The sequence below is a fragment of the Streptomyces sp. NPDC028308 genome (genome assembly GCF_055565855.1).
Genome location: NZ_JBVHTO010000004.1, coordinates 344,385 through 366,760, shown reverse-complemented (window position 1 = coordinate 366,760; position 22,376 = coordinate 344,385). Strand labels below are relative to the sequence as shown.

The 22,376-nt window shown below is 73.5% G+C and carries 23 protein-coding genes and 1 riboswitch; of the genes, 10 read left to right on the top strand and 13 right to left on the bottom strand.

Annotated features, from left to right (window positions below):
- Positions 1–174 precede the first annotated feature (174 nt).
- The 4 genes from ACZ4VA_RS11820 (at position 175) to ACZ4VA_RS11805 (ending at position 4,999) form a co-directional block, all read left to right on the top strand.
- Positions 175–1,275: an ABC-2 transporter permease gene (locus ACZ4VA_RS11820; RefSeq protein WP_356165544.1), complete on the top strand. Its 1,101-nt coding sequence runs from the start codon at positions 175–177 to the stop codon at positions 1,273–1,275.
- Between the two features lie 175 nt (positions 1,276–1,450).
- On the top strand, positions 1,451–2,236 hold the full coding sequence (locus ACZ4VA_RS11815) for a putative protein N(5)-glutamine methyltransferase (RefSeq protein WP_356165541.1): 786 nt from the start codon (positions 1,451–1,453) through the stop codon (positions 2,234–2,236).
- A 100-nt stretch (positions 2,237–2,336) separates the two neighbouring features.
- Positions 2,337–4,352: an NADPH-dependent 2,4-dienoyl-CoA reductase gene (locus ACZ4VA_RS11810; RefSeq protein WP_355793909.1), complete on the top strand. Its 2,016-nt coding sequence runs from the start codon at positions 2,337–2,339 to the stop codon at positions 4,350–4,352.
- Positions 4,353–4,399: 47 nt separating this feature from the next.
- Positions 4,400–4,999 (top strand): PadR family transcriptional regulator, encoded by a 600-nt coding sequence (locus ACZ4VA_RS11805; RefSeq protein WP_356165538.1) that lies wholly within the window; start codon positions 4,400–4,402, stop codon positions 4,997–4,999.
- 18 nt (positions 5,000–5,017) lie between these two features.
- Here the strand turns inward: ACZ4VA_RS11805 and ACZ4VA_RS11800 are convergent, their stop codons facing one another.
- The 3 genes from ACZ4VA_RS11800 to ACZ4VA_RS11790 all read right to left on the bottom strand — a co-directional run bounded on the left by ACZ4VA_RS11800 (position 5,018) and on the right by ACZ4VA_RS11790 (position 7,652).
- Positions 5,018–5,548, bottom strand: coding sequence for a hypothetical protein (locus tag ACZ4VA_RS11800; protein WP_468081009.1), 531 nt, complete (start codon positions 5,546–5,548; stop codon positions 5,018–5,020).
- A 178-nt stretch (positions 5,549–5,726) separates the two neighbouring features.
- Entirely contained in the window at positions 5,727–6,653 is a 927-nt protein-coding gene (locus ACZ4VA_RS11795; RefSeq protein ID WP_356165533.1) for a LysR family transcriptional regulator, read from the bottom strand.
- Between the two features lie 21 nt (positions 6,654–6,674).
- On the bottom strand, positions 6,675–7,652 hold the full coding sequence (locus ACZ4VA_RS11790) for a fibronectin type III domain-containing protein (protein ID WP_468081007.1): 978 nt from the start codon (positions 7,650–7,652) through the stop codon (positions 6,675–6,677).
- Positions 7,653–8,074: 422 nt separating this feature from the next.
- Here ACZ4VA_RS11790 and ACZ4VA_RS11785 point away from each other — a divergent pair, with 422 nt between their 5' ends.
- Positions 8,075–8,788, top strand: a complete 714-nt coding sequence (locus ACZ4VA_RS11785) for a glycoside hydrolase family 75 protein (protein WP_356165527.1) — start codon at positions 8,075–8,077, stop codon at positions 8,786–8,788.
- Positions 8,789–8,878: 90 nt separating this feature from the next.
- Here the strand turns inward: ACZ4VA_RS11785 and ACZ4VA_RS11780 are convergent, their stop codons facing one another.
- The 5 genes from ACZ4VA_RS11780 to ACZ4VA_RS11760 all read right to left on the bottom strand — a co-directional run bounded on the left by ACZ4VA_RS11780 (position 8,879) and on the right by ACZ4VA_RS11760 (position 12,541).
- Positions 8,879–9,289, bottom strand: a complete 411-nt coding sequence (locus ACZ4VA_RS11780; protein ID WP_356165524.1) for a PTS-dependent dihydroxyacetone kinase phosphotransferase subunit DhaM — start codon at positions 9,287–9,289, stop codon at positions 8,879–8,881.
- Positions 9,282–9,881, bottom strand: a complete 600-nt coding sequence (dhaL, locus tag ACZ4VA_RS11775; RefSeq protein WP_356165522.1) for a dihydroxyacetone kinase subunit DhaL — start codon at positions 9,879–9,881, stop codon at positions 9,282–9,284. Before dhaL ends, ACZ4VA_RS11780 begins: the two co-directional genes overlap by 8 nt.
- Before the next feature lie 46 nt (positions 9,882–9,927).
- Entirely contained in the window at positions 9,928–10,920 is a 993-nt protein-coding gene (gene dhaK / locus ACZ4VA_RS11770; protein WP_356165520.1) for a dihydroxyacetone kinase subunit DhaK, read from the bottom strand.
- Positions 10,921–11,126: 206 nt separating this feature from the next.
- Complete coding sequence (locus tag ACZ4VA_RS11765) at positions 11,127–11,822, bottom strand: type 1 glutamine amidotransferase domain-containing protein (RefSeq protein ID WP_388904616.1); 696 nt, start codon at positions 11,820–11,822, stop codon at positions 11,127–11,129.
- Between the two features lie 155 nt (positions 11,823–11,977).
- Positions 11,978–12,541, bottom strand: a complete 564-nt coding sequence (locus ACZ4VA_RS11760; protein WP_355794558.1) for a PadR family transcriptional regulator — start codon at positions 12,539–12,541, stop codon at positions 11,978–11,980.
- Between the two features lie 84 nt (positions 12,542–12,625).
- On the opposite strand from ACZ4VA_RS11760, the gene ACZ4VA_RS11755 reads away from it, so the two are divergent.
- Positions 12,626–13,024, top strand: a complete 399-nt coding sequence (locus tag ACZ4VA_RS11755; protein ID WP_355794560.1) for a nuclear transport factor 2 family protein — start codon at positions 12,626–12,628, stop codon at positions 13,022–13,024.
- A gap of 37 nt (positions 13,025–13,061) precedes the next feature.
- Here the strand turns inward: ACZ4VA_RS11755 and ACZ4VA_RS11750 are convergent, their stop codons facing one another.
- Positions 13,062–13,994, bottom strand: a complete 933-nt coding sequence (locus ACZ4VA_RS11750; protein ID WP_452925370.1) for a glutathione S-transferase family protein — start codon at positions 13,992–13,994, stop codon at positions 13,062–13,064.
- A 371-nt stretch (positions 13,995–14,365) separates the two neighbouring features.
- Positions 14,366–14,506: riboswitch (SAM riboswitch) on the bottom strand.
- A 179-nt stretch (positions 14,507–14,685) separates the two neighbouring features.
- Between ACZ4VA_RS11750 and ACZ4VA_RS11745 the strand changes: the two genes are divergently transcribed.
- The 3 genes from ACZ4VA_RS11745 (at position 14,686) to ACZ4VA_RS11735 (ending at position 17,526) form a co-directional block, all read left to right on the top strand.
- Positions 14,686–14,811 carry a putative leader peptide gene (locus ACZ4VA_RS11745; protein ID WP_355791358.1) on the top strand — a complete coding sequence of 42 codons (126 nt, stop codon included), beginning with the start codon at positions 14,686–14,688 and terminating at the stop codon, positions 14,809–14,811.
- 75 nt (positions 14,812–14,886) lie between these two features.
- Positions 14,887–16,098 carry an LLM class flavin-dependent oxidoreductase gene (locus tag ACZ4VA_RS11740; protein WP_355791355.1) on the top strand — a complete coding sequence of 404 codons (1,212 nt, stop codon included), beginning with the start codon at positions 14,887–14,889 and terminating at the stop codon, positions 16,096–16,098.
- An 18-nt stretch (positions 16,099–16,116) separates the two neighbouring features.
- The gene (locus ACZ4VA_RS11735) at positions 16,117–17,526 is read left to right on the top strand and encodes an NtaA/DmoA family FMN-dependent monooxygenase (protein WP_355791352.1); all 1,410 of its coding nucleotides are present in this window, start codon (positions 16,117–16,119) and stop codon (positions 17,524–17,526) included.
- Between the two features lie 194 nt (positions 17,527–17,720).
- Here the strand turns inward: ACZ4VA_RS11735 and metX are convergent, their stop codons facing one another.
- From metX to ACZ4VA_RS11715, 4 genes are all read right to left on the bottom strand, one after another.
- Positions 17,721–18,872, bottom strand: coding sequence for a homoserine O-acetyltransferase MetX (metX, locus tag ACZ4VA_RS11730; RefSeq protein ID WP_452923349.1), 1,152 nt, complete (start codon positions 18,870–18,872; stop codon positions 17,721–17,723).
- A complete protein-coding gene (locus tag ACZ4VA_RS11725) occupies positions 18,869–20,230 on the bottom strand; it encodes a bifunctional o-acetylhomoserine/o-acetylserine sulfhydrylase (protein WP_468081000.1) in 1,362 nt (453 codons plus the stop codon). The genes metX and ACZ4VA_RS11725 overlap by 4 nt, the downstream gene beginning before the upstream one ends.
- 300 nt (positions 20,231–20,530) lie before the next feature.
- Positions 20,531–21,034: a GNAT family N-acetyltransferase gene (locus ACZ4VA_RS11720; RefSeq protein ID WP_468080998.1), complete on the bottom strand. Its 504-nt coding sequence runs from the start codon at positions 21,032–21,034 to the stop codon at positions 20,531–20,533.
- 360 nt (positions 21,035–21,394) lie between these two features.
- Positions 21,395–21,763: a DUF6479 family protein gene (locus tag ACZ4VA_RS11715; RefSeq protein WP_355795990.1), complete on the bottom strand. Its 369-nt coding sequence runs from the start codon at positions 21,761–21,763 to the stop codon at positions 21,395–21,397.
- A 163-nt stretch (positions 21,764–21,926) separates the two neighbouring features.
- Here ACZ4VA_RS11715 and ACZ4VA_RS11710 point away from each other — a divergent pair, with 163 nt between their 5' ends.
- The gene (locus ACZ4VA_RS11710) at positions 21,927–22,292 is read left to right on the top strand and encodes a four-helix bundle copper-binding protein (RefSeq protein ID WP_355795993.1); all 366 of its coding nucleotides are present in this window, start codon (positions 21,927–21,929) and stop codon (positions 22,290–22,292) included.
- The last annotated feature ends 84 nt before the right edge of the window (positions 22,293–22,376 follow it).

Sequence of the window (22,376 nt, the reverse complement as noted above, 5' to 3'; positions counted from 1 at the left end):
CGGAACGGGGGAGGTTCGCCCCGTCGCGGGCCGCCGCCCCGCGGACACCCCGGCGGGCCGGGGCGCCGGGGCCGTCGGCACCGTCCCGGCCGGGGGCGGTGGGCTCTTCGGATGTGGTCACGGCGACTCCCTCACTCTTCTGGTTGTATAGTACAACTGGATAAGGAGTTGTATATGCCAACCAATGGAGGAGGTCGCGTGGTCGCCGGCCTGCGCTCACCCGCCCTGCGCCATGTGCTCACGCACCTGGTCACCCCGCTCCTGATGTGCATCGGCATGGGGCTCGCCTACCTGGGGGCCTTCGCCACCCCGGAGCCGAACCACCTGCCCGTCGCCGTCGTGGGCACCGGCCCCGAGACGAAGGTCTTCGCCCAGACCGTGAAGGACGAGGCCGGGGACGCGCTGGACGTCCGGACCGTCGCCACCCGCCCCGAGGCCGTCGCGCTCCTGCGGTCCCGCGACATCACCGGCGCCTACGCCCCGGGCACGGCACCCGAACTGCTCGTCGCGACCGCCTCCTCCGACATGGGCGCCCTCTCCGTCGAGAAGGTCTTCACCCCGGTCGCCGCCCGGCAGGGCGAACCCCTGAAGATCACCGACGTGGCGCCGACGGTCCGCGACGACCCGACGGGCCAGGGCCTGTTCTTCCTGCTCGTCGCGCTGAGCATCGGCTCCTACGCGTCCGTCGCCGCCCTCGGCGCGGCGGGCGCGGCTCTGCCCCTGCGGATACGGAGCCTGCTGGCCGTCGGCGTGTCCGGCGTCGTCAGTGCCATCGGCGCGCTGCTCGCGGGACCGGTGTTCCACCTCGCGCACCACGACCTCGCGGGTGTGTGGGGGATGGGCTGGCTGTACTCCGCGGGCATCCTGTTCATCGGCGTCGGGCTCCACACCTTCCTCAAGCGGTGGACCACCCTCGCCATGATGGTGCTGTTCGTGATGCTCAACTTCACCAGCTCCGGCGGCCTGTTCCGGCCCGAGCTCCAGAACGGCTTCTTCGGCACGCTGCACGCGTTCTGGAACGGCGCGGGTTTCGTCGAGGGCGTCCGCGGTCTCCTCTACTTCGACGGCGACGGGCTGTCCGGCGCCGCGGGGACGCTCGTCGTCTGGCTCCTGGCCGGTCTGCTGCTCACCGCGGTCGCGGGCGCGGCCGAGCGGGCGCGTGCCCGGCGGGCCGTCCCGGGCTCCGAGCCGGCGCCGGAGGCGGCAGCGGCGGCCCCCGCGCCGGCTCCGGACGAGGAGGCGGAGGAGGAGCTGGAGGAGTCGGTCGCCGTCTGATCGTTCCTGTAATGTGGCCTCGCGGTTGTGGACGGCCCCAACCGACAAGTCGCCAGGAGGTGAGACCCATTACCGCTGTGTCAGGTCGGGTGCTCTCCCTTCGAGGCAACGCGGGTCGCCTGCTCTAGGTGATCGCGAGAGCGCCCTTCGGTTCATCGAAAGGCCCTCGCTCTCCATGCCCTTTCTCGCACCTTCCGCCGTAGTGGCCGCACTTCGTACCGCAGGCTGTGTATTCGCCGAGGACGAGGCGGAGTTGATCCTCTCCACCGCCCGTGACCAGGACGAGGTCGCCGCCATGGTGGCGCGCCGGGTCGCCGGCCTGCCCCTGGAACACGTCGTCGGCTGGGCCGAGTTCCACGGACTGCGCATCACCGTGGACACCGGTGTCTTCGTGCCCCGCCGCCGCACCGAGTTCCTGGTCCGCCAGGCCGTCGCCCACGCCCCGAAGGCGGCGGTCGTGGTGGACCTGTGCTGCGGCTCCGGCGCGGTGGGCGCCGCGTTGGCCGTCTCCCTCGGACGGCCCGAGCTGCACGCCGCCGACATCGATCCCGCCGCGGTGCGCTGCGCCCGCCGCAACCTGGCCGAACTCGGCGGCCGGGTCCACGAGGGCGACCTGTTCGAGGCGCTGCCAGAGGGCCTGCTCGGCCGGGTGGACGTGCTGGCCGCGAACGTGCCCTACGTCCCGACCGGCGAGGTCGGTCTGCTGCCCCCGGAGGCGCGTGACCACGAGCCGCTGGTGGCGCTCGACGGGGGCGCGGACGGTCTGGACGTCCTGCGCCGCGTCGCCGCCGGGGCCGCCCGCTGGCTCGCGCCCGGCGGCTGCCTCCTCGTGGAGACGAGCGAACTCCAGGCGTCCGCGGCCGTGGACGCCTTCACCCGCGGCGGCCTGACCGCCCGGCTGGCGGTGTCCGAGGAGATGGAGGCCCACGTCGTCCTCGGCGTCCGGCCGGGCACACCCTAAGGGCGCCGTGTGAGCTGGGTCCCTCCGATTATGCAACTAGTTGCAAAAGCGCTGTGCGGTCGTCTACAACAGACACACCACACCGCGCACGGAGGGCCCGATGAGCCGTTACCCGCACCTGCTGAACCCGCTCGACCTGGGATTCACCACGCTGCCCAACCGCGTGATCATGGGCTCCATGCACGTGGGCCTGGAGGAGGCCGAGCGCGGCTTCGAGCGGATGGCGGAGTTCTACGCCACCCGGGCCCGCGGCGGCGTCGGACTCATCGTCACCGGCGGCATCGCGCCCAACGACGCGGGACGGCCCTACGAGGGCGGGGCGAAGCTGACCACCGAGGCGGAGGCCGAGCAGCACACGGAGATCACCTCGGCGGTCCACCGCGAGGGCGGCCGGATCGCCCTGCAGATCCTGCACTTCGGGCGCTACGCCTACCACCAGGACCTGGTCGCCCCGAGCGCCCTCCAGGCGCCGATCAGCCCCTTCCCGCCGCACGCGCTCACCGACGCCGAGGTCGAGCAGACCATCGACGACTACGCGCGTGCGGCGCGGCTGGCCCGGCGCGCGGGCTACGACGGCGTCGAGATCATGGGCTCCGAGGGCTACCTGATCAACGAGTTCATCGCGGCGCGGACCAACCGGCGCGAGGACCGCTGGGGCGGCTCGTACGAGAACCGGATGCGTTTCCCCGTGGAGATCGTCCGGCGGGTGCGCGAGGCGGTCGGCGACGACTTCATCATCATCTACCGGCTCTCCATGCTCGACCTGGTGCCCGGGGGATCCTCGCTGGAGGAGGTCGTCACCCTGGCGAAGGCCGTGGAGGAGGCAGGCGCGACGATCATCAACACCGGCATCGGCTGGCACGAGGCGCGGATCCCGACCATCGCGACCTCGGTGCCGCGCGGCGCGTACGCCTGGGTCACCAAGAAGGTGATGGGTGCCGTGTCGGTGCCCCTGGTGACCACCAACCGCATCAACACCCCGGAGATCGCAGAGCAGTTGCTCGCCGACGGGTACGCCGACATGGTGTCGCTGGCGCGTCCGATGCTCGCCGACCCCGACTTCGTCGCCAAGGCCGAGGCGGGTCGCCCCGAAGCCATCAACACCTGCATCGGCTGCAACCAGGCCTGCCTCGACCACACCTTCGGCGGCAAGATCACCTCCTGCCTGGTCAACCCGCGCGCCTGCCACGAGACGGAGCTGGTGCTGGCGCCGACCCGGCTGCGCAAGCGCGTCGCCGTGGTGGGCGCGGGTCCCGCAGGGCTCGCCTGCGCGGTCTCCGCGGCCGAACGCGGTCACGACGTCACCCTCTACGACGCCGCGGGCGAGATCGGCGGCCAGCTCAACGTGGCCCGCAAGGTCCCCGGCAAGCAGGAGTTCGACGAGACGATCCGCTACTTCCGTCACCAGCTCGAACTGCACGGCGTGGACGTCCGGTTGAACACCCGCGTCGGCGCCGAGGACGTCTCCGGATTCGACGAGGTCGTCGTCGCCACCGGCGTCAGCCCGCGCACCCCCGACATCCCCGGTGTCGACCACCCGAGCGTCGTCGGCTACCTCGACGTGCTGCGCGACGGCGCCCAGGTCGGCGAGCGCGTCGCCGTCCTCGGGGCCGGCGGCATCGGCTTCGACGTCGCCGAGTACCTCACCGACGCGGGCGACAAGGCGAGCGAGGACCCGGCCACGTACTTCCGGAACTGGGGCGTCGACATGGACTACCGGGCCCCCGGCGGCCTCACGGAGCCCGAGCGGCCCGCCCCGCCGCGCACCGTCCACCTGCTGCAGCGCAAGGCCACCAAGGTGGGCGCCGGACTCGGCAAGACGACCGGCTGGATCCACCGCACCGAGCTCAAGCACCGCGGCGTGAGCATGGTGCCGGGGGTCCGGTACGACCGGATCGACGACGCCGGACTGCACATCACCGTGGACGGCCTCAGCCAGGTCCTGGAGGTCGACACCGTCGTGTTGTGCACCGGCCAGGAGCCCCGGCGCGACCTCTACGAGGAGCTGAGCGCCGCCGGCCGCAGCGTCCACCTCATCGGCGGCGCCGACGTGGCCGCCGAACTGGACGCCAAGCGCGCCATCAAGCAGGGCACGGAACTGGCGGCGGCACTCTAGAAAGGCGGGAGGGCGGCCCGGTGGGCGGCCCTCCCTAGGATGAGGCCATGTCACTGCCGCACGCGATCCTGACCGCCCTGCTGGAGAAGCCGTCCTCGGGGCTCGAACTGACCCGGCGGTTCGACAAGTCGATCGGCTACTTCTGGTCGGCGACGCACCAGCAGATCTACCGCGAGCTGGGAAAGCTGGAGGCCGAGGGGTTCATCCGCGCGCTGCCCGCCGAGCAGCCGGCCCGGGGCCAGAAGAAGAGCTACGAGGTGCTGACGGCGGGCCGCGCCGAACTGGCCCGCTGGACCGCCGCACCGCAGGACCCGAAGCCGCTGCGCGACACCCTGCTGCTGCGGCTGCGGGCCTCCGCGGTCGTCGGCACCGACGGCATCGAGGCGGACCTGCGCCGCCATCTCGACCTGCACCGGCGTCAGTTGGCGGAGTACGAGGAGATCCAGGAGCGCGACTTCCCGCCCGGCAAGGACGGACCCGAGCACCGTCTGCGGCACCTCGTCCTGCGGGCCGGGATCGACCTGGAGACGTTCTGGACCCAGTGGCTGACCCAGGCGCTGGCGGAGTTCGAACAGGCCGGGCAGCGGACCGGCAACGCACAGGAGGCCGTCACGCCGGCCGGAGCCGACCGACGGCCGCCCGTGTGACCGGCACCGGACACGCGGTCAGAGGCGGTGCGGCTTCGAGCGCCGGCGCAGGAACCAGGCCGCCGCCACGGTGCCCGCGGCCACCAGCGCGCAACCGCCGGCCAGGGTGAGCGTGCCGTAGTCCTTGCTGGCGCCGCCCACACCGCCCATGACGCCGCGCGAGGGGGAGGCCGTGGCGGAGATCGTCGGAGCCGAGACGACGATGGACTGGGTGCCCGCCGTGGTGCCGTTCTGGCAGACCACGATGACCGTGTAGGTGCCCGAGCGCACGCCCGACCAGCTGGCCATCTGGCTGTTGCTGGTCCCGGTCAGCGCCGCCTGGCGGCCCTGGGCGAAACTCGACTGGCTGCTGGTGAGCAGCGAGGCGTTGCCGAAGCTGCCGCCGCTGCCCGTGCAGGCGCTGGTGGTGACGGTGACCGTGGAGCCGCTGGTGCTCACCGAGATTCCCGCACCCCACGCGGCGGCCGAGCCGGCGGACAGGGTGAGGGGAAGCGCGGCGGCTGCGGCCACGGTCAGGCCGGAGCGGAGGAATATCTGAGTTGAACGCATAGGACTTGCCCTCCAGCGGCACGGTGGCGGTACATCCCATGAGCCGCCTTGATCGGGAAGCGGCCGTGCTGCCTCAGGGAGAGCCAACGCGCCCCGGACCGGTACCGCACGCGGAGGGGGACCGGGCAGGTGACGAACTCCTTCGGACGGCGGCCCCCGACCCGCCCGCGCGCCGCGCTCACCAGGTACGGCCGGCCTGGAGCAGCCGCTCCCGCACCAGGGCGACATGCGGATTGTCCGGCGCCCCGGGGCGCCGGACGAGGTACGCGGTGTTGATCGGCGGGTCCTCGGGCGAGAGGAGGGCCACCAGCGCCCCCGAGGCCAGCTCCTCCAGGCACAGATAGCGGGGGAGCACGCTGATCCCGGCACCGGCGGCCACCGCCGCCCGTACCCCGCGCAGGTCCGGTACCGTGACCGCCGCCTGCCCGCTGAGACGGACCCCGAAGACGTGCCGCCAGTACCGGCGCGCGATCGGCAGATCCTCCGCGTACGACACCAGCGGTACCCCGTGCAGGGCCGCCGCCCCCTCGGCCGCCACCCGCTCGGGACCGATGCGCTCGGCCCACGCGGGCGAGGCGACCAGGACGAACTCCTCGTCGCCCAGCGGCGCGGACGTCAGGGAGCGTCCGCGCGGCCTGGTCGTGGCGATCACCAGGTCGAAGCGGCCGCCGCGCAGCCCCTCCAGCAGTTCGTCGGTCAGCCCCGTGCTCACCCGCAGCCGTACGCCCCGGTCCGTCAGCGGGGCCAGCGCGGGCACGGCACGCGTGCACAGCAGCTCCGCCGGGCCCGCCAGATGCACCGGCTCGGGTGTCTGGTCCGCGCCGGGTCCGCCGCGCTCGGCGACCGCCGCCAGCGCGTCGAGGGGCGCCGCCACCTGCGCGGCCAGCTCGTCCGCCACCGCCGTGGGCACCACCCCGCGCGGCCGCCGCTCGAACAGCTCACGGCCGAGCTGCTCCTCCAGCGCGCGCATCTGTGTCGTCACCGTCGGCTGGGAGAGCCCGAGCAGGCGCGCCGCGCCGGTGAACGAACCGGCGCGGTGGACGGCGAGGAAGGTGCGCAGCTGGGAGAGGTCCAGCGGGGAGGCATCGGAATCCCTATGGGTCATGAGGACAACCCTAGTCTCCGCCTATCGGCCGGCTCCCGTCGTCACCGTCCGCTCCGCCGAGAGCCCGCCCCAGGTGCCGTCGGGCAGCTTCGCCCGGATCCGCACGCGGTGCACGGCCCCGGCCTCGCGTCCGACGTAGAAGCTGTGCGTCGCCCGCCCGGCCGGCGGGGTGCCGCCCCACACGAGCGAGGTCGCGGTGCGCCCGTCGAGCACGATCCGGTACTCCGTGATCACGCCGTCCGTCTCCGGGGGGTCCCAGGACAGGTCGATGTAGTACCCGCCGTCCGCGCGGTGGGTGGCGGCGCGGAAGGCCGTGGGCGCCGCCCCCCGGCCGTCGTCGCGGCCGGCGGCCGTGGTCAGCCGGACGGGCTCGCTGGGGGGCGAGACGTTGTCTGCGGCGTCACGCGCCCGCACGGTGAACGAGTACCGGGTCCCCGGGCGCAGTCCGGTGACCACGGCGGCCGTCTGCCCGCCGCCCACGCTGTGGATCTTCGAGGCGCCCTGGTAGATGTCGTACGAGGCGACACGCCGGTCGTCCGCCGACGCCTCCCAGGACAACTGGACCGCCCGGCCGCCGGCCACCTTGCCGTGAGGGCGGCCTGGGCGGGTCGGGGCGCGGCCGTCGGCGGTGCCCGCCGCGGGGGTCGTTGCGCGCACGCGCCTGCTGGGGGGTCCGGCGTCGCCGTCGGCGGTCCGCGCCCGGACCGTGAAGACGTAGGTGGTGGCGGGGGTGAGCCGGGTGACGTCCACCATGTGCTCCGTACCCGGCACCTCCTTCACCTTCCGGGTGCCGCGGTACACCTCGTACCGGTCGACCTCGGGATCGCCCGTGGCCAGGTTCCACATGACGTGCACGCTGGTCGCGCTGCCCGCCGCCGCCGTGACGCCCGCCGGGGCCGACGGCAGCCGGCCCCTCTCGTCCCCGTCCTGGCCGCCCCAGCCGCAGGACGCCACCAGGAGCAGCGAGCCGCAGATCACCGGAATGGGTGTGCGTCGCACGGCACTGCCTTCCCTCGGCGGGATTGGTCTGTACCTGTATGCCATGCCGGCGCGGCCACATCAAGGGGGCGGGTCGAGAAGGGGAGCCGTTCGCCGGGGCCGCGGGCGGCTCCGTATGCTGAACTCCGACACGGCGTGAACTCGCCTTCCGTCCAAGGGAGTTCATGTCCAACGGCGCGGGCCGCTGTCGTCGCTGAATCCGCGCCGGAGAGGCCGGCCGAGCGGGCCGGGCCGACCAGGTCCGGCCTCTCGGCCGACCACCCCCGCGAGGCGGGCGTGTCGGCACCGCGCCATGCGCATCCGGGGCACGCGGTGCTCCCTCGCCGTGCACCGTCCGGACCCTCACCGGTGGCCGCTCTCGGTGACCCACCCCAGATTTGGGTGAGTGCCCGTCAGTGTCGCCCAGGAGAGGGTTCTTTATCGTGCGTGTCCAGTCGCTGACGTTGGCCGCGGCCGGCGCCGCCCTGCTCGCCCCCACCACGCTGCCGGCGAAGCCGCCGCCCGCCGTACCCGCCGCCGGGCCCCAGCGGCCCGCGGCGCGTGAGGAGTCCGTACGCGCCGGTGACCTGCTGGCCGAGGTGCGCGACTGCGCGCCGGTCTCCAGGGGCCGCTACCGCAGCGACGACGCCGCCCCGGCGGACATCCCGGTGTGCGGCAAGCGCGGAGCCGTGTTCTGGAAGAGCGACCTCGACATCGACTGCGACGGCCGCCCCGGCCCCCGCTGCAACGGGCGCACCGACCCGCTCTTCTCGTCCATGACCGCCTTCCAGCAGTCCGACGGACGCTATCTGAGTGCCGAGACCCTGCCCTACATCGTCGTACCGGCCCCCGGCCCCGTCTGGAACCACCGCGACCACGGGATCCGCGGCGGCTCCGTCGCCGCCGTCATCTACCGGGACCGCGTCCAGTACGCCGTCGTCGGCGACGTCGGGCCCCGCGACATCATCGGTGAGGCGTCCTACGCCGCCGCCCGCGGCCTCGGCATCCGCACCGACCCGCGGGGCGGCGGCGTGCCCTCGGGGGTCACCTACATCGTCTTCAAGGACTCGGTGGTGTCGCCGATCGAGGACCAGCGGGCCGCGGTCACCCGGGGGAAGGCGCTGGCGCGCAAGTTCCTCGACGCGAACCGGGACTGAGCGCCCGCCGACACCGCCGCCGGCCCACGCGGGACGCGGCGAGCCTCCGGCCCGAGGAGGGCCGGAGGCTCGCCGCCCGACTCCCGGCGCTCACTCCTTCCGGTACGCGTACGCCTCGGCCGCCGCGGCCTCCACCGCCGCGAGGTCCGCGCCCGCCGAGGCGGTGACGACGGCCGCGACCGCCCCCTCGACGAAGGGCGCGTCGACCAGCCGCGTGTTCTCCGGCAGCTCGTCGCCCTCCGCGAGCAGCGCCTTGACGGTGAGGACCGCGCTGCCCAGATCCATGAGGACGGCGACCCCGGCGCCCCGGTCCACGGAGGCCGCCGCCGCGGAGATCAGCTCCGAACTGGTGCCCAGGCCGCCGTCCGCGGTGCCGCCCGCGGGCGCCACCGGGGCGGTCGTGCCGCCGCCGGCCAGGCCCACCGCCAGCTCGGCGACCGAGGCGGCGACGGCGGCGCTGTGCGACACCAGGACGATCCCGACCAGCTTGTCGTCACTCACCGGACACCTCCGCGAGAGCGGCGAGGAGCAGGGCGGACGACGTGGCGCCCGGGTCCTGGTGCCCGATGCTGCGTTCGCCCAGGTAGCTGGCCCTGCCCTTGCGTGCCTGGAGCGGTGTCGTCGCCTCGGCGCCGTCGTTCGCGGCGGCCGCGGCCGCCGCGAAGGACTCCCCGAGGGCGTCCACGGCCGGCACCAGCGCGTCGATCATGGTCTTGTCGCCGGGCGCGGCTCCGCCCAGCGCCATGACCGCGTCCACCCCGGCCCGCAGCGCCTCCGCGAGCTGCTCCTCGGTGACCTCGGCGGCGTCCCCGAGCGCCTTGCCCGTACGGCGCAGCAGGGTGCCGTACAGCGGTCCGGACGCGCCGCCGACCGTCGAGATCAGCTGCCGGCCGGCGAGGGTCAGGACGGCGCCGGGGGTGTCCGGGGCGTCCTTGTCCAGCGTGGCCACCACGGCGGTGAAGCCGCGCTGGAGGTTGCTGCCGTGGTCGGCGTCGCCGATCGGTGAGTCCAGCGCGGTGAGCCGTTCGGCCTCGCGCTCCACGGAGGCGGCGGTGGCCGTCATCCAGCGTCGGAAGAAGTCGGCGTCGAGCACAAGGTCTCCTTGCGTGGTACGAACGTTGACCGGATGCCTGCCCCGCTCACATGCCCCAGCGCAGACCCGGGGTCTTCACCGGCGCGTCCCACAGGCGCAGCAGGTCCTCGTCCACCTGGCACAGGGTCACCGAGGCGCCCGCCATGTCCAGGGAGGTGACGTAGTTCCCGACGAGGGTGCGGGCCACGGCGACACCGCGTTCGGCCAGCACTCGCTGGACCTCCGCGTTGAAGCCGTACAGCTCCAGGAGCGGGGTCGCCCCCATGCCGTTGACCAGCACCAGGACGGGATTGCGCGGGTCGAGGTCCTCCAGGACGGCGTGCACCGAGAAGTCGGCGATCTCCCGCGAGGTCATCATCGCGCGCCGCTCCCGGCCGGGCTCGCCGTGGATTCCGACACCCAGCTCCAGCTCGCCGGGCGGCAGGTCGAAGGTGGGGCTGCCCTTGGCGGGCGTGGTGCACGCGGCCAGCGCCACCCCGAAGCTGCGGGAGCTCTCGTTCACCTGCCGGGCGATGGCCTCGACCCGCTCCAGCGGCGCGCCCTCCTCCGCGGCCGCTCCGGCGATCTTCTCGACGAAGAGGGTCGCGCCGGTGCCGCGCCGGCCGGCCGTGTACAGACTGTCGGTGACGGCGACGTCGTCGTTGACGAGGACCTTGGCGACCTGGATGCCCTCGTCCTCGGCCAGCTCCGCGGCCATGTCGAAGTTGAGCACGTCGCCCGTGTAGTTCTTCACGATGAACAGCACGCCCGCGCCGCTGTTCACGGCGGCCGCCGCCCGCAGCATCTGGTCCGGCACCGGCGAGGTGAAGACCTCGCCCGGACAGGCCGCCGACAGCATCCCCGGACCCACGAATCCGCCGTGCAGCGGTTCGTGCCCGGATCCGCCGCCCGAGATGAGCCCGACCTTTCCGGCCACCGGCGCGTCGCGCCGGACGATCACCCGGTTCTCTACGTCGACCGTCAGCTCCGGATGAGCCGCCGCCATGCCCCGCAGGGCGTCCGCGACCACTGTCTCCGCCACGTTGATGAGCATCTTCATGGGTACCTCCTGATGAGATCAGCCTCTTGCAGTATCGGCGCTCAGGAGGCGGTGGTCACGTGCGGCGCCGATCCGGACGGATCAGGCGGCGGGGCGGCGGGCCGGCGCGGGCACCGGAGAGGTGTCCGGAAAGCGCGGCGGGCCGGGATCCGGCCGCCCGTGGGGGCGGCCGGATCCCGGCCCGGTTCAGGGGGCGGAGAGGTGTCTCAGCCGAGCTTCTTCAGCAGTTCCGCGGCGAGCGGGGCGGAGGAGGACGGGTTCTGTCCGGTGACCAAATTGCGGTCGACCACCACGTGCGGTGCCCACGGCTCGCTCTCCTGGAAGTCCGCGCCCGCCTCGACCAGGCGGTCCTGGAGCAGCCACTTCGCCTTGCCGGCGAGTCCGGCCTGCGTCTCCTCCGCGTTGGTGAAGCCGGTCAGGCGGTATCCGGCGAAGGCGTTGCGGCCGTCCTCGCCCTGCGCGGCGAGCAGCGCGGCGGGGGCGTGGCAGACCACGCCGAGCGGCTTGCCCGACGTCAGCGCGAGGGTGAGGAGGCGTCCGGAGACCGCGTCGACCGCGAGGTCCTCCATCGGGCCGTGCCCGCCGGGGTAGAACACGGCCGCGTAGTCGTCGAGCCGCACGTCCTCCAGCCGGATCGGCTCGCGGAGCGCGTCCATCGAGTCCAGGGCCCCGGCGATCCTGTCGGCGTTGTCCTGTCCGCCGTTGGCCTCGGGCGCCAGGCTCGCCCGGTCCACGGTGGGGACGACCCCGCCGGGTGTGGCGACCACGATCTCGTGGCCCGCCGCCGTGAACGCCTCGTACGGGGCGACCGCTTCCTCGGCCCAGAAGCCGGTCGGGTGCTTGCTGCCGTCCGCCAGCGTCCAGTGGTCGGCGCCGGTCATCACAAAAAGAATCTTCGACATACCGCGACGGTAGGCCGTACGGCCCATAGGTGACCAATAGACATGCCATTCGCTGCCATAGGACTTCCAATGGGCCGGAGGGAATACGTGCGGGCCGCACCGACCGGCAAGGCGGGCCGCCTCCCGTCGGGGAAGGCCGTGCACTGCTCCCGGAACTACCCGCGTACGGCGGTGCGTTGCTCCAGGACGCGCAGCGCCCGTTCCGCCCAGGCGATGTTCTCCCGCTCGAACGAACGGCCCCGCATCAGCGTCAGATACGGCCCGACCCGTTCCGCCTCGGCGAGGTACGCGTCCTCGGTCCGCCCGTCGAGGAGGCGGGCGCGCAGCCGGTCGTAGCGGGCCAGCTTCGCGCGGGCCCCCTCCAGCCGCTCGGTGATCGACGCGCGTACGGCGTCGGGATCGCCCTCGTCCACCGCGTGCACCTTGACCAGGAGCTCGTCCCGGATGGCCGTGGGCCGGGGCGGGGCGCCGGTGAAATCGCGCAGGGCACGGCGCCCGGCGTCCGTCAGCGAGAACATCCGCTTGTCCGGCCGGCGCTCCTGGCGCACGAGCCGCGCCTCGATGAGCCCCTCGGCGGCCATGCGGTCGAGTTCCCGGTACAGCTGCTGGGGCGTCGCCATCCAGAAGTTGGCGATCGCCGCGTCGAACCCCTTGGCCAGGTCGTAGCCCGATGCCTCGCCGTCCAGAAGCGCGGCCAGGACCGCGTTGCGCAATGCCATGCCCGCAAGGCTAGATGTCCGGCCGCCGACGCGAGTAATCTCTTCCACACCTATTCAATTAGTTGACTATGAGAGGTGGGCGCGATGCATCCCTTCCGCAAGGCGGTGGAGGCCGGCGACCACGCCGCGATCGAGGCGCTGCTGGCCGAGAACGTGGTGTTCACCAGCCCGGTGGTGTTCAAGCCGTACACCGGCAGGGCGATCACCGCGGCCATCGTCCGCGGCGTCTCGCGCGTCTTCACCGACTTCCACTACGTCCGTGAGATCGGTGACGCCGACGGCGTCGACCACGCCCTGATCTTCCGGGCGAAGGTGGGCGACAAGGAGATCGAGGGCTGCGATTTCCTGCACCTCGACGAGGACGGAAGGATCGACGACTTCACGGTGATGGTCCGCCCGCTGTCGGCCGCCCAGGCCCTCCAGGAGGCGATGGCCGCGCAGTTCGAGCAGATCTCCCGGGAGGCGATGGGCGCCGCGGAGTGACGACGGCCGGCGGAGGCGGTGCCTCCGCCGGTCCGGACTACCGTCGCCGAAGCGGTGCGACGCCCGCCCCCTCGCTCCGGCTCGTCTTCCCGCGGAACGCCGGGTGGGCGCCGAGCCGCCGCACATAACCCCGGAGGTGCTCGTACGGGGCGAGGGCGCCGGGAGCGTCGAGATGGACGAGGGCGGCCCAGAGGTCCACGTCCGCGGCACTCATCTCGTGGCCCAACACGTAGGGAGACGAGGTGAGTTGCCCGTTCAGTCGGTCCAGCGCGGCCGACCGGCGCCCTGGCCGGGCGTCCGGGGTGACCTCCGTGTCGAGGAGCTCGCGCAGGGCGTCGATGTCCGCCGCGAGGGCCGGCGGACGGAGGGCGGGGACCTGTGCCCTGGTGCGGTCCGCCAGGCCGGCCAGGTCGCGCAGGATGTCCGGCGTGTGGTTGCTGACGACACGTCCGGTCCACCGGTCGCACAGCGCGGGCACGGCGAGCGGGCCGTCGTAGTGGTGCCAGGTGGCCTCGTAGGCCCGGCGCAGGGAGGCGGAGCAGTCCGGGCCGCCAGGGGCAGCGGGGCCCGCGGGAAGGGTGGCGACGAAGTCCCCGAGGCCCAGCAGGTCGACGGTGACCGCGACGCGCAGCGAGCGCGGACAGTCCGGGGACAGGTACAGCTGATAGCGGTGCGGGGCCGGGTAGAAACCGCCGGCGAGACCGACGCCGATCCGGTTGTGGACGTGCTGCTGAGCACCGGCCGAACCCGCGCCGCGGGGCCGGGGGAGCGCGTCGAGCGGCGCGGCCGCGCGGAAGGACGACGCACACCGGGCCGGGGCACCGGCGTCGGCGGACTCCGCGGGGGAGGACTGAGTGCCGGGTGTGTCCCCGACGCCGGAACAGGCGCCGGTGGGGTCGGTGGTTCCGGGCTCGGGCGTGCCGGTGCGGGGAGTGCTCGTGCTGGAGGCGTGCGACAGGGTCTCGGGCATGACTCTCCATGGGTGAGGAAGTCCCGGCCGCCTCGTGGGCGCCGTGACGAAACGGAGTGACCGCGCTTCTCTCGTACCGGTCCGGGATCGCCGGAACCGGGACCTGTCCGGCCTCTCCCGTCCGCCTCGCGACGTCAGGCACGCTCGCTCGCGCGCCGGGCGCGGGCCCGCGTACGTGCGGTGCCGGGCTCGTCGCCGGGCACGCCGGGAGCGCGGACCCGAGTATGCGAAGGTGCCTCGCGGGCAGCGACGCGGAGGGCCGGACGGTCCTTAGTACGCGCTGGAGACACGCAGCAGATCGATGTGCAGGCGCCTCGTCAAGTCGTTCCTGGGCATTCCCACCGGTCCACGCTCGGGGCTCGCGAGACGCGAGACCACGCTTGTCCCGCCGCACCGGCGGAACCCGGTCGTCACCCGGGGCACCCCGTCGCGGTGGAAGGGTTGCCTGCCAGCGGGCCGGGGCCGATGACCGTACGAGCACGAACACTCGCGGGGCGCTGACAATCGTGACCGTCCTCAGCAGTGTCGCCGCGCCCCGGGGGAGCGTCAAGAAGGCGTCCGCGCCGTCTCACGACGTGGTCGGCGGCATGCCCGACTCCCGCGGCGCGGCGTACAGTTCGGCGGAACAAAGGGCGCGGCCGCTTGGTTGCCGCTCTGGAGGGCACCGAGTGCGGAGGCGGAGGTGGGAGCGATGGGAGTCGCGTCGCCCGCGTTCCGCCGTCCCGTGGTGACGTTCACCCCACGCGGCTGTGTCCGCCTGTACTCCCGGCCGCACATCGACCTGCTGCGCGTGGCCGGCGCGCTCTGTCGTCCCTGACCGTGCACCCGCGCCGCCGCCCCCACCGGACGAGGGCCGGCGATCTCCCATGGTCGACCAGGAAGGCACCCCTCCGTGTCCCCGAACTCCCCGCTGCACCTCGCCGTCGCGCTCGACGGCGCGGGCTGGCACCCGGCCGCCTGGCGCGAGCCCGAGGCCCGCCCCCAGGAGCTGTTCACCGCCCGCTACTGGGCCGATCTCGTCACCGAGGCCGAACACGGCCTGCTCGACTTCGTCACCATCGAGGACTCCCTCGGACTCCAGTCCTCCCTCCCCGCCGGCCCCGACGCACGTACCGACCAGGTGCGCGGCCGGCTCGACGCGGTGCTCGTCGCAGCCCGCGTCGCCCCGCTGACCCGGCACATCGGACTGGTCCCCACCGTCGTCGCCACACACACCGAGCCGTTCCACATCTCGAAGGCCGTCGCCACCCTGGACTACGTCAGCAACGGCCGCGCGGGCCTGCGCGTCCAGGTGTCGGCCCGGCCGGACGAGGCCGCCCACTTCGGCCGCCGTACGGTCCCCGGCCTCCCCGCCGAGGTACCCGGCACGGCCGCCGCCCCGGATCAGGCCGCCGAGCTCTTCGAGGAGGCCGCCGACTACGTCGAGGCCGTGCGCCGCCTCTGGGACAGCTGGGAGGACGACGCGGAGATCCGCGACACCGCCACCGGCCGCTTCATCGACCGCGACAAGCTGCACTACATCGACTTCGAGAGCAGGCACTTCAGCGTCAAGGGGCCCTCGATCACCCCCCGGCCCCCGCAGGGCCAGCCCCTCGTCGGCGCACTCGCCCACCAGACCCCCTCGGGCGCCCCGTTCCGTCTGCTCGCCGGCTCCGCCGACCTCGGATTTCTCACCCCGCACGACAGCGGCCAGGCCCGCGACCTCGTCGCCGCCGTCCGCACCGCCCGGGCCGCCGGCGGACGCGCCGAGGAGCCGCTCCACCTCTTCGGCGACCTCCTGGTCTTCCTCGACGAGGACCCGGCCGCGGCGGCCGCCCGCCGCGACCGCCTGGACGACCTGGCGGGACACCCGTACACCGGTGACGCACCCGTCTTCACCGGGACGCCCGCACAACTGGCCGACCTGCTGACGGAGTTGAGCGAGGCCGGACTGTCCGGCTTCCGGCTGCGGCCCGCCGTCGCCGGCCACGACCTCCCGGCGATCACCCGGGGCCTGGTGCCCGAACTCCAGCGCCGCGAGGTGTTCCGGCACGCGTACGAGAGCGACACCCTGCGCGGCCTGCTCGGCCTCGCCCGCCCCGCGAACCGCTACGCCACCGCCTGAGCCCGAGGACTTCCAGCCATGAGCAAGCCGTTGACCACGTCGTCCGACAAGCCGCTGAAGCAGATCCACCTCGCGGCCCACTTCCCCGGAGTCAACAACACCACCGTGTGGAGCGACCCCGCGGCGGGGAGCCACATCGAGTTCGATTCGTTCGCGCACTTCGCGCGGACCGCCGAACGCGCCAAGTTCGACTTCCTGTTCCTCGCCGAGGGGCTCAGGCTGCGCGAACAGGGCGGACGCATCTACGACCTGGACGTCGTGGGCCGCCCCGACACCTTCACCGTCCTGTCGGCCCTCGCCGCCGTCACCGACCGCCTCGGCCTGACCGGCACCATCAACTCCACCTTCAACGAACCCTACGAAGTGGCCCGGCAGTTCGCGAGCCTCGACCACCTCTCCGACGGGCGGGCCGCCTGGAACGTCGTCACCTCCTGGGACGCCTTCACCGGGGAGAACTTCCGCCGCGGTGGCTTCCTCCCGCAGGAGGAGCGGTACTCCAGGGCCAGGGAGTTCCTTGCGACCGCCCACGAACTCTTCGACTCCTGGCACGGGGACGAGATCGCCGCCGACCAGCAGAGCGGCACCTTCCTGCGGGACGCGCGCGCGGGCGCCTTCGCGCACCGGGGGCAGCACTTCGACATCCAGGGCCGGTTCAACGTCCCGCGCAGTCCGCAGGGGCGCCCCGTGATCTTCCAGGCCGGCGACTCCGAGGAGGGGCGGGAGTTCGCCGCCGCCGACGCGGACGCCATTTTCAGCCGGCACAGCACCCTGCAGGCGGGCCGCGCGTTCTACAGCGACGTCAAGGGACGCCTGGCCCGCCACGGCCGCACCCACGACCAGCTGCTGATCCTGCCCGCCGCGACCTTCGTCCTCGGCGACACGGACGCCGAGGCGGAGGAGATCGCCCACGAGGTGCGCCGCCTCCAGGTCAGCGGAGCGACCGCGATCAAGCACCTGGAGTTCGTCTGGAACCGCGACCTGTCCGGGTACGACCCCGACGGCCCGCTGCCCGACATCGACCCCGACCCCGGCGAGCACACCGTCGCCCGGGGCCGCGCCCAGGTGCGGATGTACCGCGACCCGGTCGCCACCGCCAGGGAGTGGCGCGAGCTCGCCGCCGCCAACAAGTGGTCCATCCGCGACCTCGTCATCGAGACCGGCAACCGCCAGACCTTCATCGGCTCCCCGGCCACGGTCGCCGAGTCCATCGACTCCCTGGTCCAGGCGGACGCCGCCGACGGCTTCATCCTGGTCCCGCACATCACGCCCGGCGGACTCGACCCCTTCGCCGACCGGGTCGTACCCCTCCTCCAGGAACGCGGCGTCTTCCGGCACGACTACACGGGCACGACCCTGCGCGACCACCTCGGCCTGGCCGAGCCCGCCGCCCGGCGCTCCGACGCGGAGGCGGACCGCGTGGCGTCCTGACGCCGGACAGGTCGCCGTGCTAGGGCCTGTCTGACAATTCCCGTCTGCCTCGCGACGCCATGCACGCACTCTCGCCGCACCGGGCGCAGACCCAAGTACGTCCAGTACGAGGCTCTACGCCCGGCACGCCGAGAGCACGCACCTGACGCCGCGAGGCCGCCCTCCGGGCGACGACGGGAATTGTCAGACAGGCCCTAGTCCAGCAACTCCCGGACCAGCGCGGCGACCTGCGCCACCTCGATGAGGAAACCGTCGTGGCCGTACGGCGAGGCGACCGTGCGCAGGCCGTCCGCCGTGCCGATCCCGGCCGCCAACTCGGCCTGCTGGTACGGGGGATAGAGACGGTCGGAGTCGACCGCGGCGACGAGCGTCCGAGCGGTCACCCGGCGGAGCGCGGCGCGCGTACCGCCGCGGCCCCGGCCGACGTCGTGACTGTTCATGGCCTCGGCCAGCGCGACATAGCTCCCCGCGTCGAAGCGGCACACCAGCTTGGCGGCATGGTGGTCCAGATACGACTCCACCCGGTACCGGCCGCCGCGCCACGGGTCCTCCGCGTCCTGCGGAGCACGCCCGAAGCGGGCCCGCAGCTCCGGCTCGCTGCGATAGGTGACGTGGGCGAGACGGCGCGCCAGGCCGAGCCCCGCGTGCGGACCTCCACCGGGCCCGGCGTCGTGGTAGTCGCCGCCGCGCCACCCCGGGTCGGCGCGGACCGCGTGGACCTGGGCCGCGGCCCACGCGATCTGTTCGGCGCTCGCCGCGGCCGTGGTCGCCAGCAGCAGGAGCGCCGCCGAGCGCTCCGGATACGACACGGCCCACTCCAGGGCACGCATCCCGCCCATCGAGCCGCCGATGACCAGGGCCCACCTGCCGATGCCCAGCGCGTCCGCCAAGTCGGCCTCGGCGGCCACCTGGTCACGCTGCGTCAGAAACGGGAAGGCGCCGCCCCAGCGCCGTCCGTCGGGCCGCCGGGAGGACGGACCCGTACTGCCCTGGCAGCCGCCGAGCACGTTCGGGGCGACGACGAACCAGCGGTCGGTGTCGAGAGCCCGGCCGGGGCCCACCAGCCCGTCCCACCAGCCCGGCGTCGGATGGCCGGGACCGGCGGGACCGGCCACGTGGCTGTCGCCGGTGAGCGCGTGCAGCACCAGCACCGCGTTGGACCGGTCCGGCGCGAGCCGACCCCAGGTCTCGAACGCCAGGCGCACCCCGGGCAGTTCACCGCCCGCCTCCAGGGGCAGCGGCCTCTCCCGGACGTGCCAGTGGCGCCGCCCGGGCGGGTCCCCCTCCCGCCAGGCACCCGAGGCAGGCGGGAGGGGGAGCGGAGACGTCGTCGGTACGGTGCTCAGGACGCGCCCTTCGCCGCCCGGAGGCCGGCCTCCAGGTCCGCCTTCAGATCCGCGAGGTTCTCGATGCCGACCGACAGGCGCACCAGCCCCGGCGAGGTCCCGGTGGCGGCCAGGCCCTCCTCGTCGAGCTGGCTGTGCGTCGTGGACGCCGGATGGATGATGAGGCTGCGTACGTCACCGATGTTGGCGAGGTGGCTGAACAGTTCGACCGCGTCCACGAACCGCTTCCCCGCCTCGACGCCGTCCCGCAGTTCGAAGGCCAGCACCGCGCCAGCACCGCGCGGCAGGTACCGCTGCGCGGCCTCGTGCCAGCGGTTGGACGCGAGCCCCGGATAGTGGACGGCCGCGACCTCGTCGCGCTGCTCCAGCCATTCGGCCAGGGCCTGGGCGTTGGCCGAGTGCCGCTCGATGCGCAGACTGAGCGTCTCCACGCCCTGGAGGAGCAGGAACGCGGAGTGCGGGGACAGCGCGGGGCCGAGATCACGCAGCAGCTGCACCCGCAGTTTGACGGCGAAGGCTCCCGGGCCGAGCGCGGGCCAGTACCGCAGCCCGTGGTAGCTGGGGTCGGGCTCGCTGAAGTCCCGGAAGCGGTCGGCGTGCGCGCCGAAGTCGAAGGTGCCGCCGTCCACGACGACACCGGCGATGGTCGTCCCGTGCCCGCCGAGGAACTTGGTCGCCGAGTGGACGACGATGTCGGCGCCGTGCTCGATCGGCCGCAGCAGGTACGGCGTGGGCACGGTGTTGTCCACGATCAGCGGGAGGCCCGCCGCGTGGGCGACGTCCGCGACGGCCCGGACGTCGAGGACGTTGCCGCGCGGATTGCCCAGCGTCTCCGCGAACAGGGCCTTGGTGGTGGGCCGGATCGCCGCCCGCCACGCCTCGGGGTCGTCCGGGTCGTCGACGAAGGACACCTCGATGCCGAACTTCGGCAGGGTGTGGCGGAAGAGGTTGTACGTGCCGCCGTACAGGGACGTGCTGGAGACGATGTGGTCGCCGGCGCTCGCCAGGGTCAGGATCGCCAGGGTCTCCGCCGCCTGCCCGGAGGCGAGGGCCACGGCGGCGACACCGCCCTCCAGCGCCGCGACGCGCTGCTCGAAGACGTCCTGCGTGGGGTTGTGGATGCGCGTGTAGATGTTGCCGGGCTCGGCGAGGGAGAACAGGTCCGCGGCGTGCCGGGTGTCGCGGAAGACGAACGAGCTGGTCTGGTAGATGGGCACCGCCCGCGCCCCGGTCGTCGGGTCCGGCACGGCACCGGCGTGGACCTGCTTCGTCTCGAACGACCAGGCCGAGGTGTCGGGCCCGGCGGGTTCCTCCTCGGGGGTGTGACCTGCGGTGACGGAGTCGATCGGCTGGCTCATGGTTCTCCCTGGTGCGGTGTGCGAGGGCGCGCGAGTGGGCGAGGGCGTGGCGTGGCGGCAGCCGTCGGGGGCGCGCCACGGGGGCGGAGCGGACGGGTACCGGACAGCGCTTCGGGCGCCGGCTCCCGGCGGGCTCAGTCGACGCCGGGACACCCGGTGGTGGTGACGCGCGCGTGGTCGACGTACCGGCGGGTCACGAGGACGGTCGGGCGGCCGGTGCCCGGGCGTCGGAGAGCGGCCGGCCGCCGGGCGGGCAGGGGAGGGGACGGCCGGCGCGGGGCCGCCGGGATTCCGGCGCGCTCAGGCGACATGGGCGCCGCCGCCGGGGTGCGGTGCGAGGAACTTGCTGAAGCACACGCTGAACGGGTTGCGGTCGTACGGCGCGTAGGGCGGCACGTGGTGCCAGCCCTCCCGCGCGTAGAGGGCCCGGGCCTCCGGCTGCAGGGCGCCCGTCTGGAGCCACAGCCGCTCGACGCCGAGCTCCCGCGCCGTCGACTCGACGGCGCCGAGGGCGGCCCTGGCCAGGCCGCGCCCGCGGTGGTCGGCGTGCACGAACACGCGCTTGACCTCGTGCCGGTCCGGCAGCCTGCGCAGGGACGCGGTCACCACGGGGACGTCGTCCGCGTAGCCGATCCAGGTGACGACGATCTCGTCCGCCGACGGCTGCGGCGCGCGCACGCGCCGGTGCTCGACGGGGGCGTAGCGGGGGGCCAGTTCGGCGGACATCAGCTCGCGCAGCCGGACCGCCGCGGCGGCGTTCCAGCTCTCGGACTCCCACCTCAGGGTGGCGGACGGCAGGCTCATGGTTCTTCCTCGCGGGGGACGGGCACGGGGTGCGGACGCCCGTGGACCTGCATGGTCACCCCGGCCGAGGACGCGTGTCCTCCCCTTCGGCGCGATGTTCGCAAGACGGAAACAGTGCGTTCGCAGAAGCCCGGCGCGACTCGGCGCGCGCCTTGGCGCGGCTGCCCGACGGCCTGGTGATGCCGGGCCGGCCGCTCCGGTCAACGGCCTTGTGACGCCGGCCGCTCGCTCCCGTCCCGCCCCTCGCGTCGGCCGCTCGCGGGGCAGCGCACACCTCACCACCGGGGCACCCGGCGCCGGCCCCGGTGGACGAGGCGGCCCCACCAGCCGTGGGGCCGCGGGCGCGGCCCCGGAGTGCTCTCAGTGGGCGCCCGAACCGCCGCCGCCGAAGGAGCCGCTGGAGCCGCGGCTCCACCGCTGCCTGGTCCGGTCGCGGCTCGGCCGGGAGGCGATGTTGCCGTGCGCCGCCAGCTCGTACGGCGTCAGCCGCCGGCTGCTGCGGGGCACCTCGTCGGGCTCGCGGTTCTCGCTGACCTCGAAGACCGGGCCGCTCTCGGGCGGTTTCGGCTGTTCCTCGGGCCCCGGCCGGTCGTTCTCCCTGCCGCGTATCCGGCTGTCCATCCACATGGCGCCGGCCAGCAGTGCCACGACGGCCAGCCCGATCGCGAGCGGCGCGAAGCCGGCCACCAGACCGCGGTCCGCAGCCATGTCGATCCCTGGTGTGCTCATGGCGCATCCGTCCCTCGTGTGGTCCTGGCGCGCGAGTACCCCCCGGCCCACGGGCGAACCGGAATGACAAATTCCGATCGGTCGGCCGCCGTCCCGGCGGGGCGTGGCCGTGGACGCCGGGTTTGACAAGGGAGACCGGGGCAACCCGGACCAGGTGACCTCAATGACATCTGAGCAGGAGCTCTTCCGGTTCCTGGAGGACCGTTTCACCTGCGCGCAGTCGTGCACGGAGTGTGCGCGGGCGTGCGCGCTGCGCGCGAGCCTCGTGGAACCGGACGGGCCGAAGGAACAGGAACTCGTCCGCCGCAAGGGCATCATGTGCGCGGAGGTGTGCGACGCGACGTGCCGCATGCTGTCCGAGCAGGCGGGCCTGGACGAGGCGGGCATGCGCGTCCAGCTGGAGTGGTGCCGGGACGTCTGCCTGGAGTGCGCCGACGTCTTCGACGACCACCCCGGCGCGCAGGACAGCGCCAAGGCCTGCCGCGAGTGCGCCCAGGCTTGCACCGACTTCATGGCCACGCTCCGCTGAGACCGGGCTCTCGCGGCTTCGGGTCCGGCACTTGGGCGGCACCGCCGGCATTTCCGGCGCGCGCCACGTCGACGGGGCCGGACC

Bases quoted from the DNA above. Each gene is read 5' to 3' on its own strand.
- ACZ4VA_RS11760 (WP_355794558.1), bottom strand. From the start codon at position 12,541: ATGGCATTGCGCAACGCGGTCCTGGCCGCGCTTCTGGACGGCGAGGCA.
- ACZ4VA_RS11745 (WP_355791358.1), top strand. From the start codon at position 14,686: ATGGGAGTCGCGTCGCCCGCGTTCCGCCGTCCCGTGGTGACGTTCACC.
- dhaK (WP_356165520.1), bottom strand. From the start codon at position 10,920: ATGAAGATGCTCATCAACGTGGCGGAGACAGTGGTCGCGGACGCCCTG.
- ACZ4VA_RS11795 (WP_356165533.1), bottom strand. From the start codon at position 6,653: ATGACCCATAGGGATTCCGATGCCTCCCCGCTGGACCTCTCCCAGCTG.
- ACZ4VA_RS11735 (WP_355791352.1), top strand. From the start codon at position 16,117: ATGAGCAAGCCGTTGACCACGTCGTCCGACAAGCCGCTGAAGCAGATC.
- ACZ4VA_RS11755 (WP_355794560.1), top strand. From the start codon at position 12,626: ATGCATCCCTTCCGCAAGGCGGTGGAGGCCGGCGACCACGCCGCGATC.
- ACZ4VA_RS11710 (WP_355795993.1), top strand. From the start codon at position 21,927: ATGACATCTGAGCAGGAGCTCTTCCGGTTCCTGGAGGACCGTTTCACC.
- ACZ4VA_RS11720 (WP_468080998.1), bottom strand. From the start codon at position 21,034: ATGAGCCTGCCGTCCGCCACCCTGAGGTGGGAGTCCGAGAGCTGGAAC.
- ACZ4VA_RS11820 (WP_356165544.1), top strand. From the start codon at position 175: ATGCCAACCAATGGAGGAGGTCGCGTGGTCGCCGGCCTGCGCTCACCC.
- ACZ4VA_RS11765 (WP_388904616.1), bottom strand. From the start codon at position 11,822: ATGTCGAAGATTCTTTTTGTGATGACCGGCGCCGACCACTGGACGCTG.
- ACZ4VA_RS11800 (WP_468081009.1), bottom strand. From the start codon at position 5,548: ATGCGTTCAACTCAGATATTCCTCCGCTCCGGCCTGACCGTGGCCGCA.
- ACZ4VA_RS11750 (WP_452925370.1), bottom strand. From the start codon at position 13,994: ATGCCCGAGACCCTGTCGCACGCCTCCAGCACGAGCACTCCCCGCACC.
- ACZ4VA_RS11805 (WP_356165538.1), top strand. From the start codon at position 4,400: ATGTCACTGCCGCACGCGATCCTGACCGCCCTGCTGGAGAAGCCGTCC.
- ACZ4VA_RS11815 (WP_356165541.1), top strand. From the start codon at position 1,451: ATGCCCTTTCTCGCACCTTCCGCCGTAGTGGCCGCACTTCGTACCGCA.
- ACZ4VA_RS11810 (WP_355793909.1), top strand. From the start codon at position 2,337: ATGAGCCGTTACCCGCACCTGCTGAACCCGCTCGACCTGGGATTCACC.
- ACZ4VA_RS11715 (WP_355795990.1), bottom strand. From the start codon at position 21,763: ATGAGCACACCAGGGATCGACATGGCTGCGGACCGCGGTCTGGTGGCC.
- ACZ4VA_RS11725 (WP_468081000.1), bottom strand. From the start codon at position 20,230: ATGAGCCAGCCGATCGACTCCGTCACCGCAGGTCACACCCCCGAGGAG.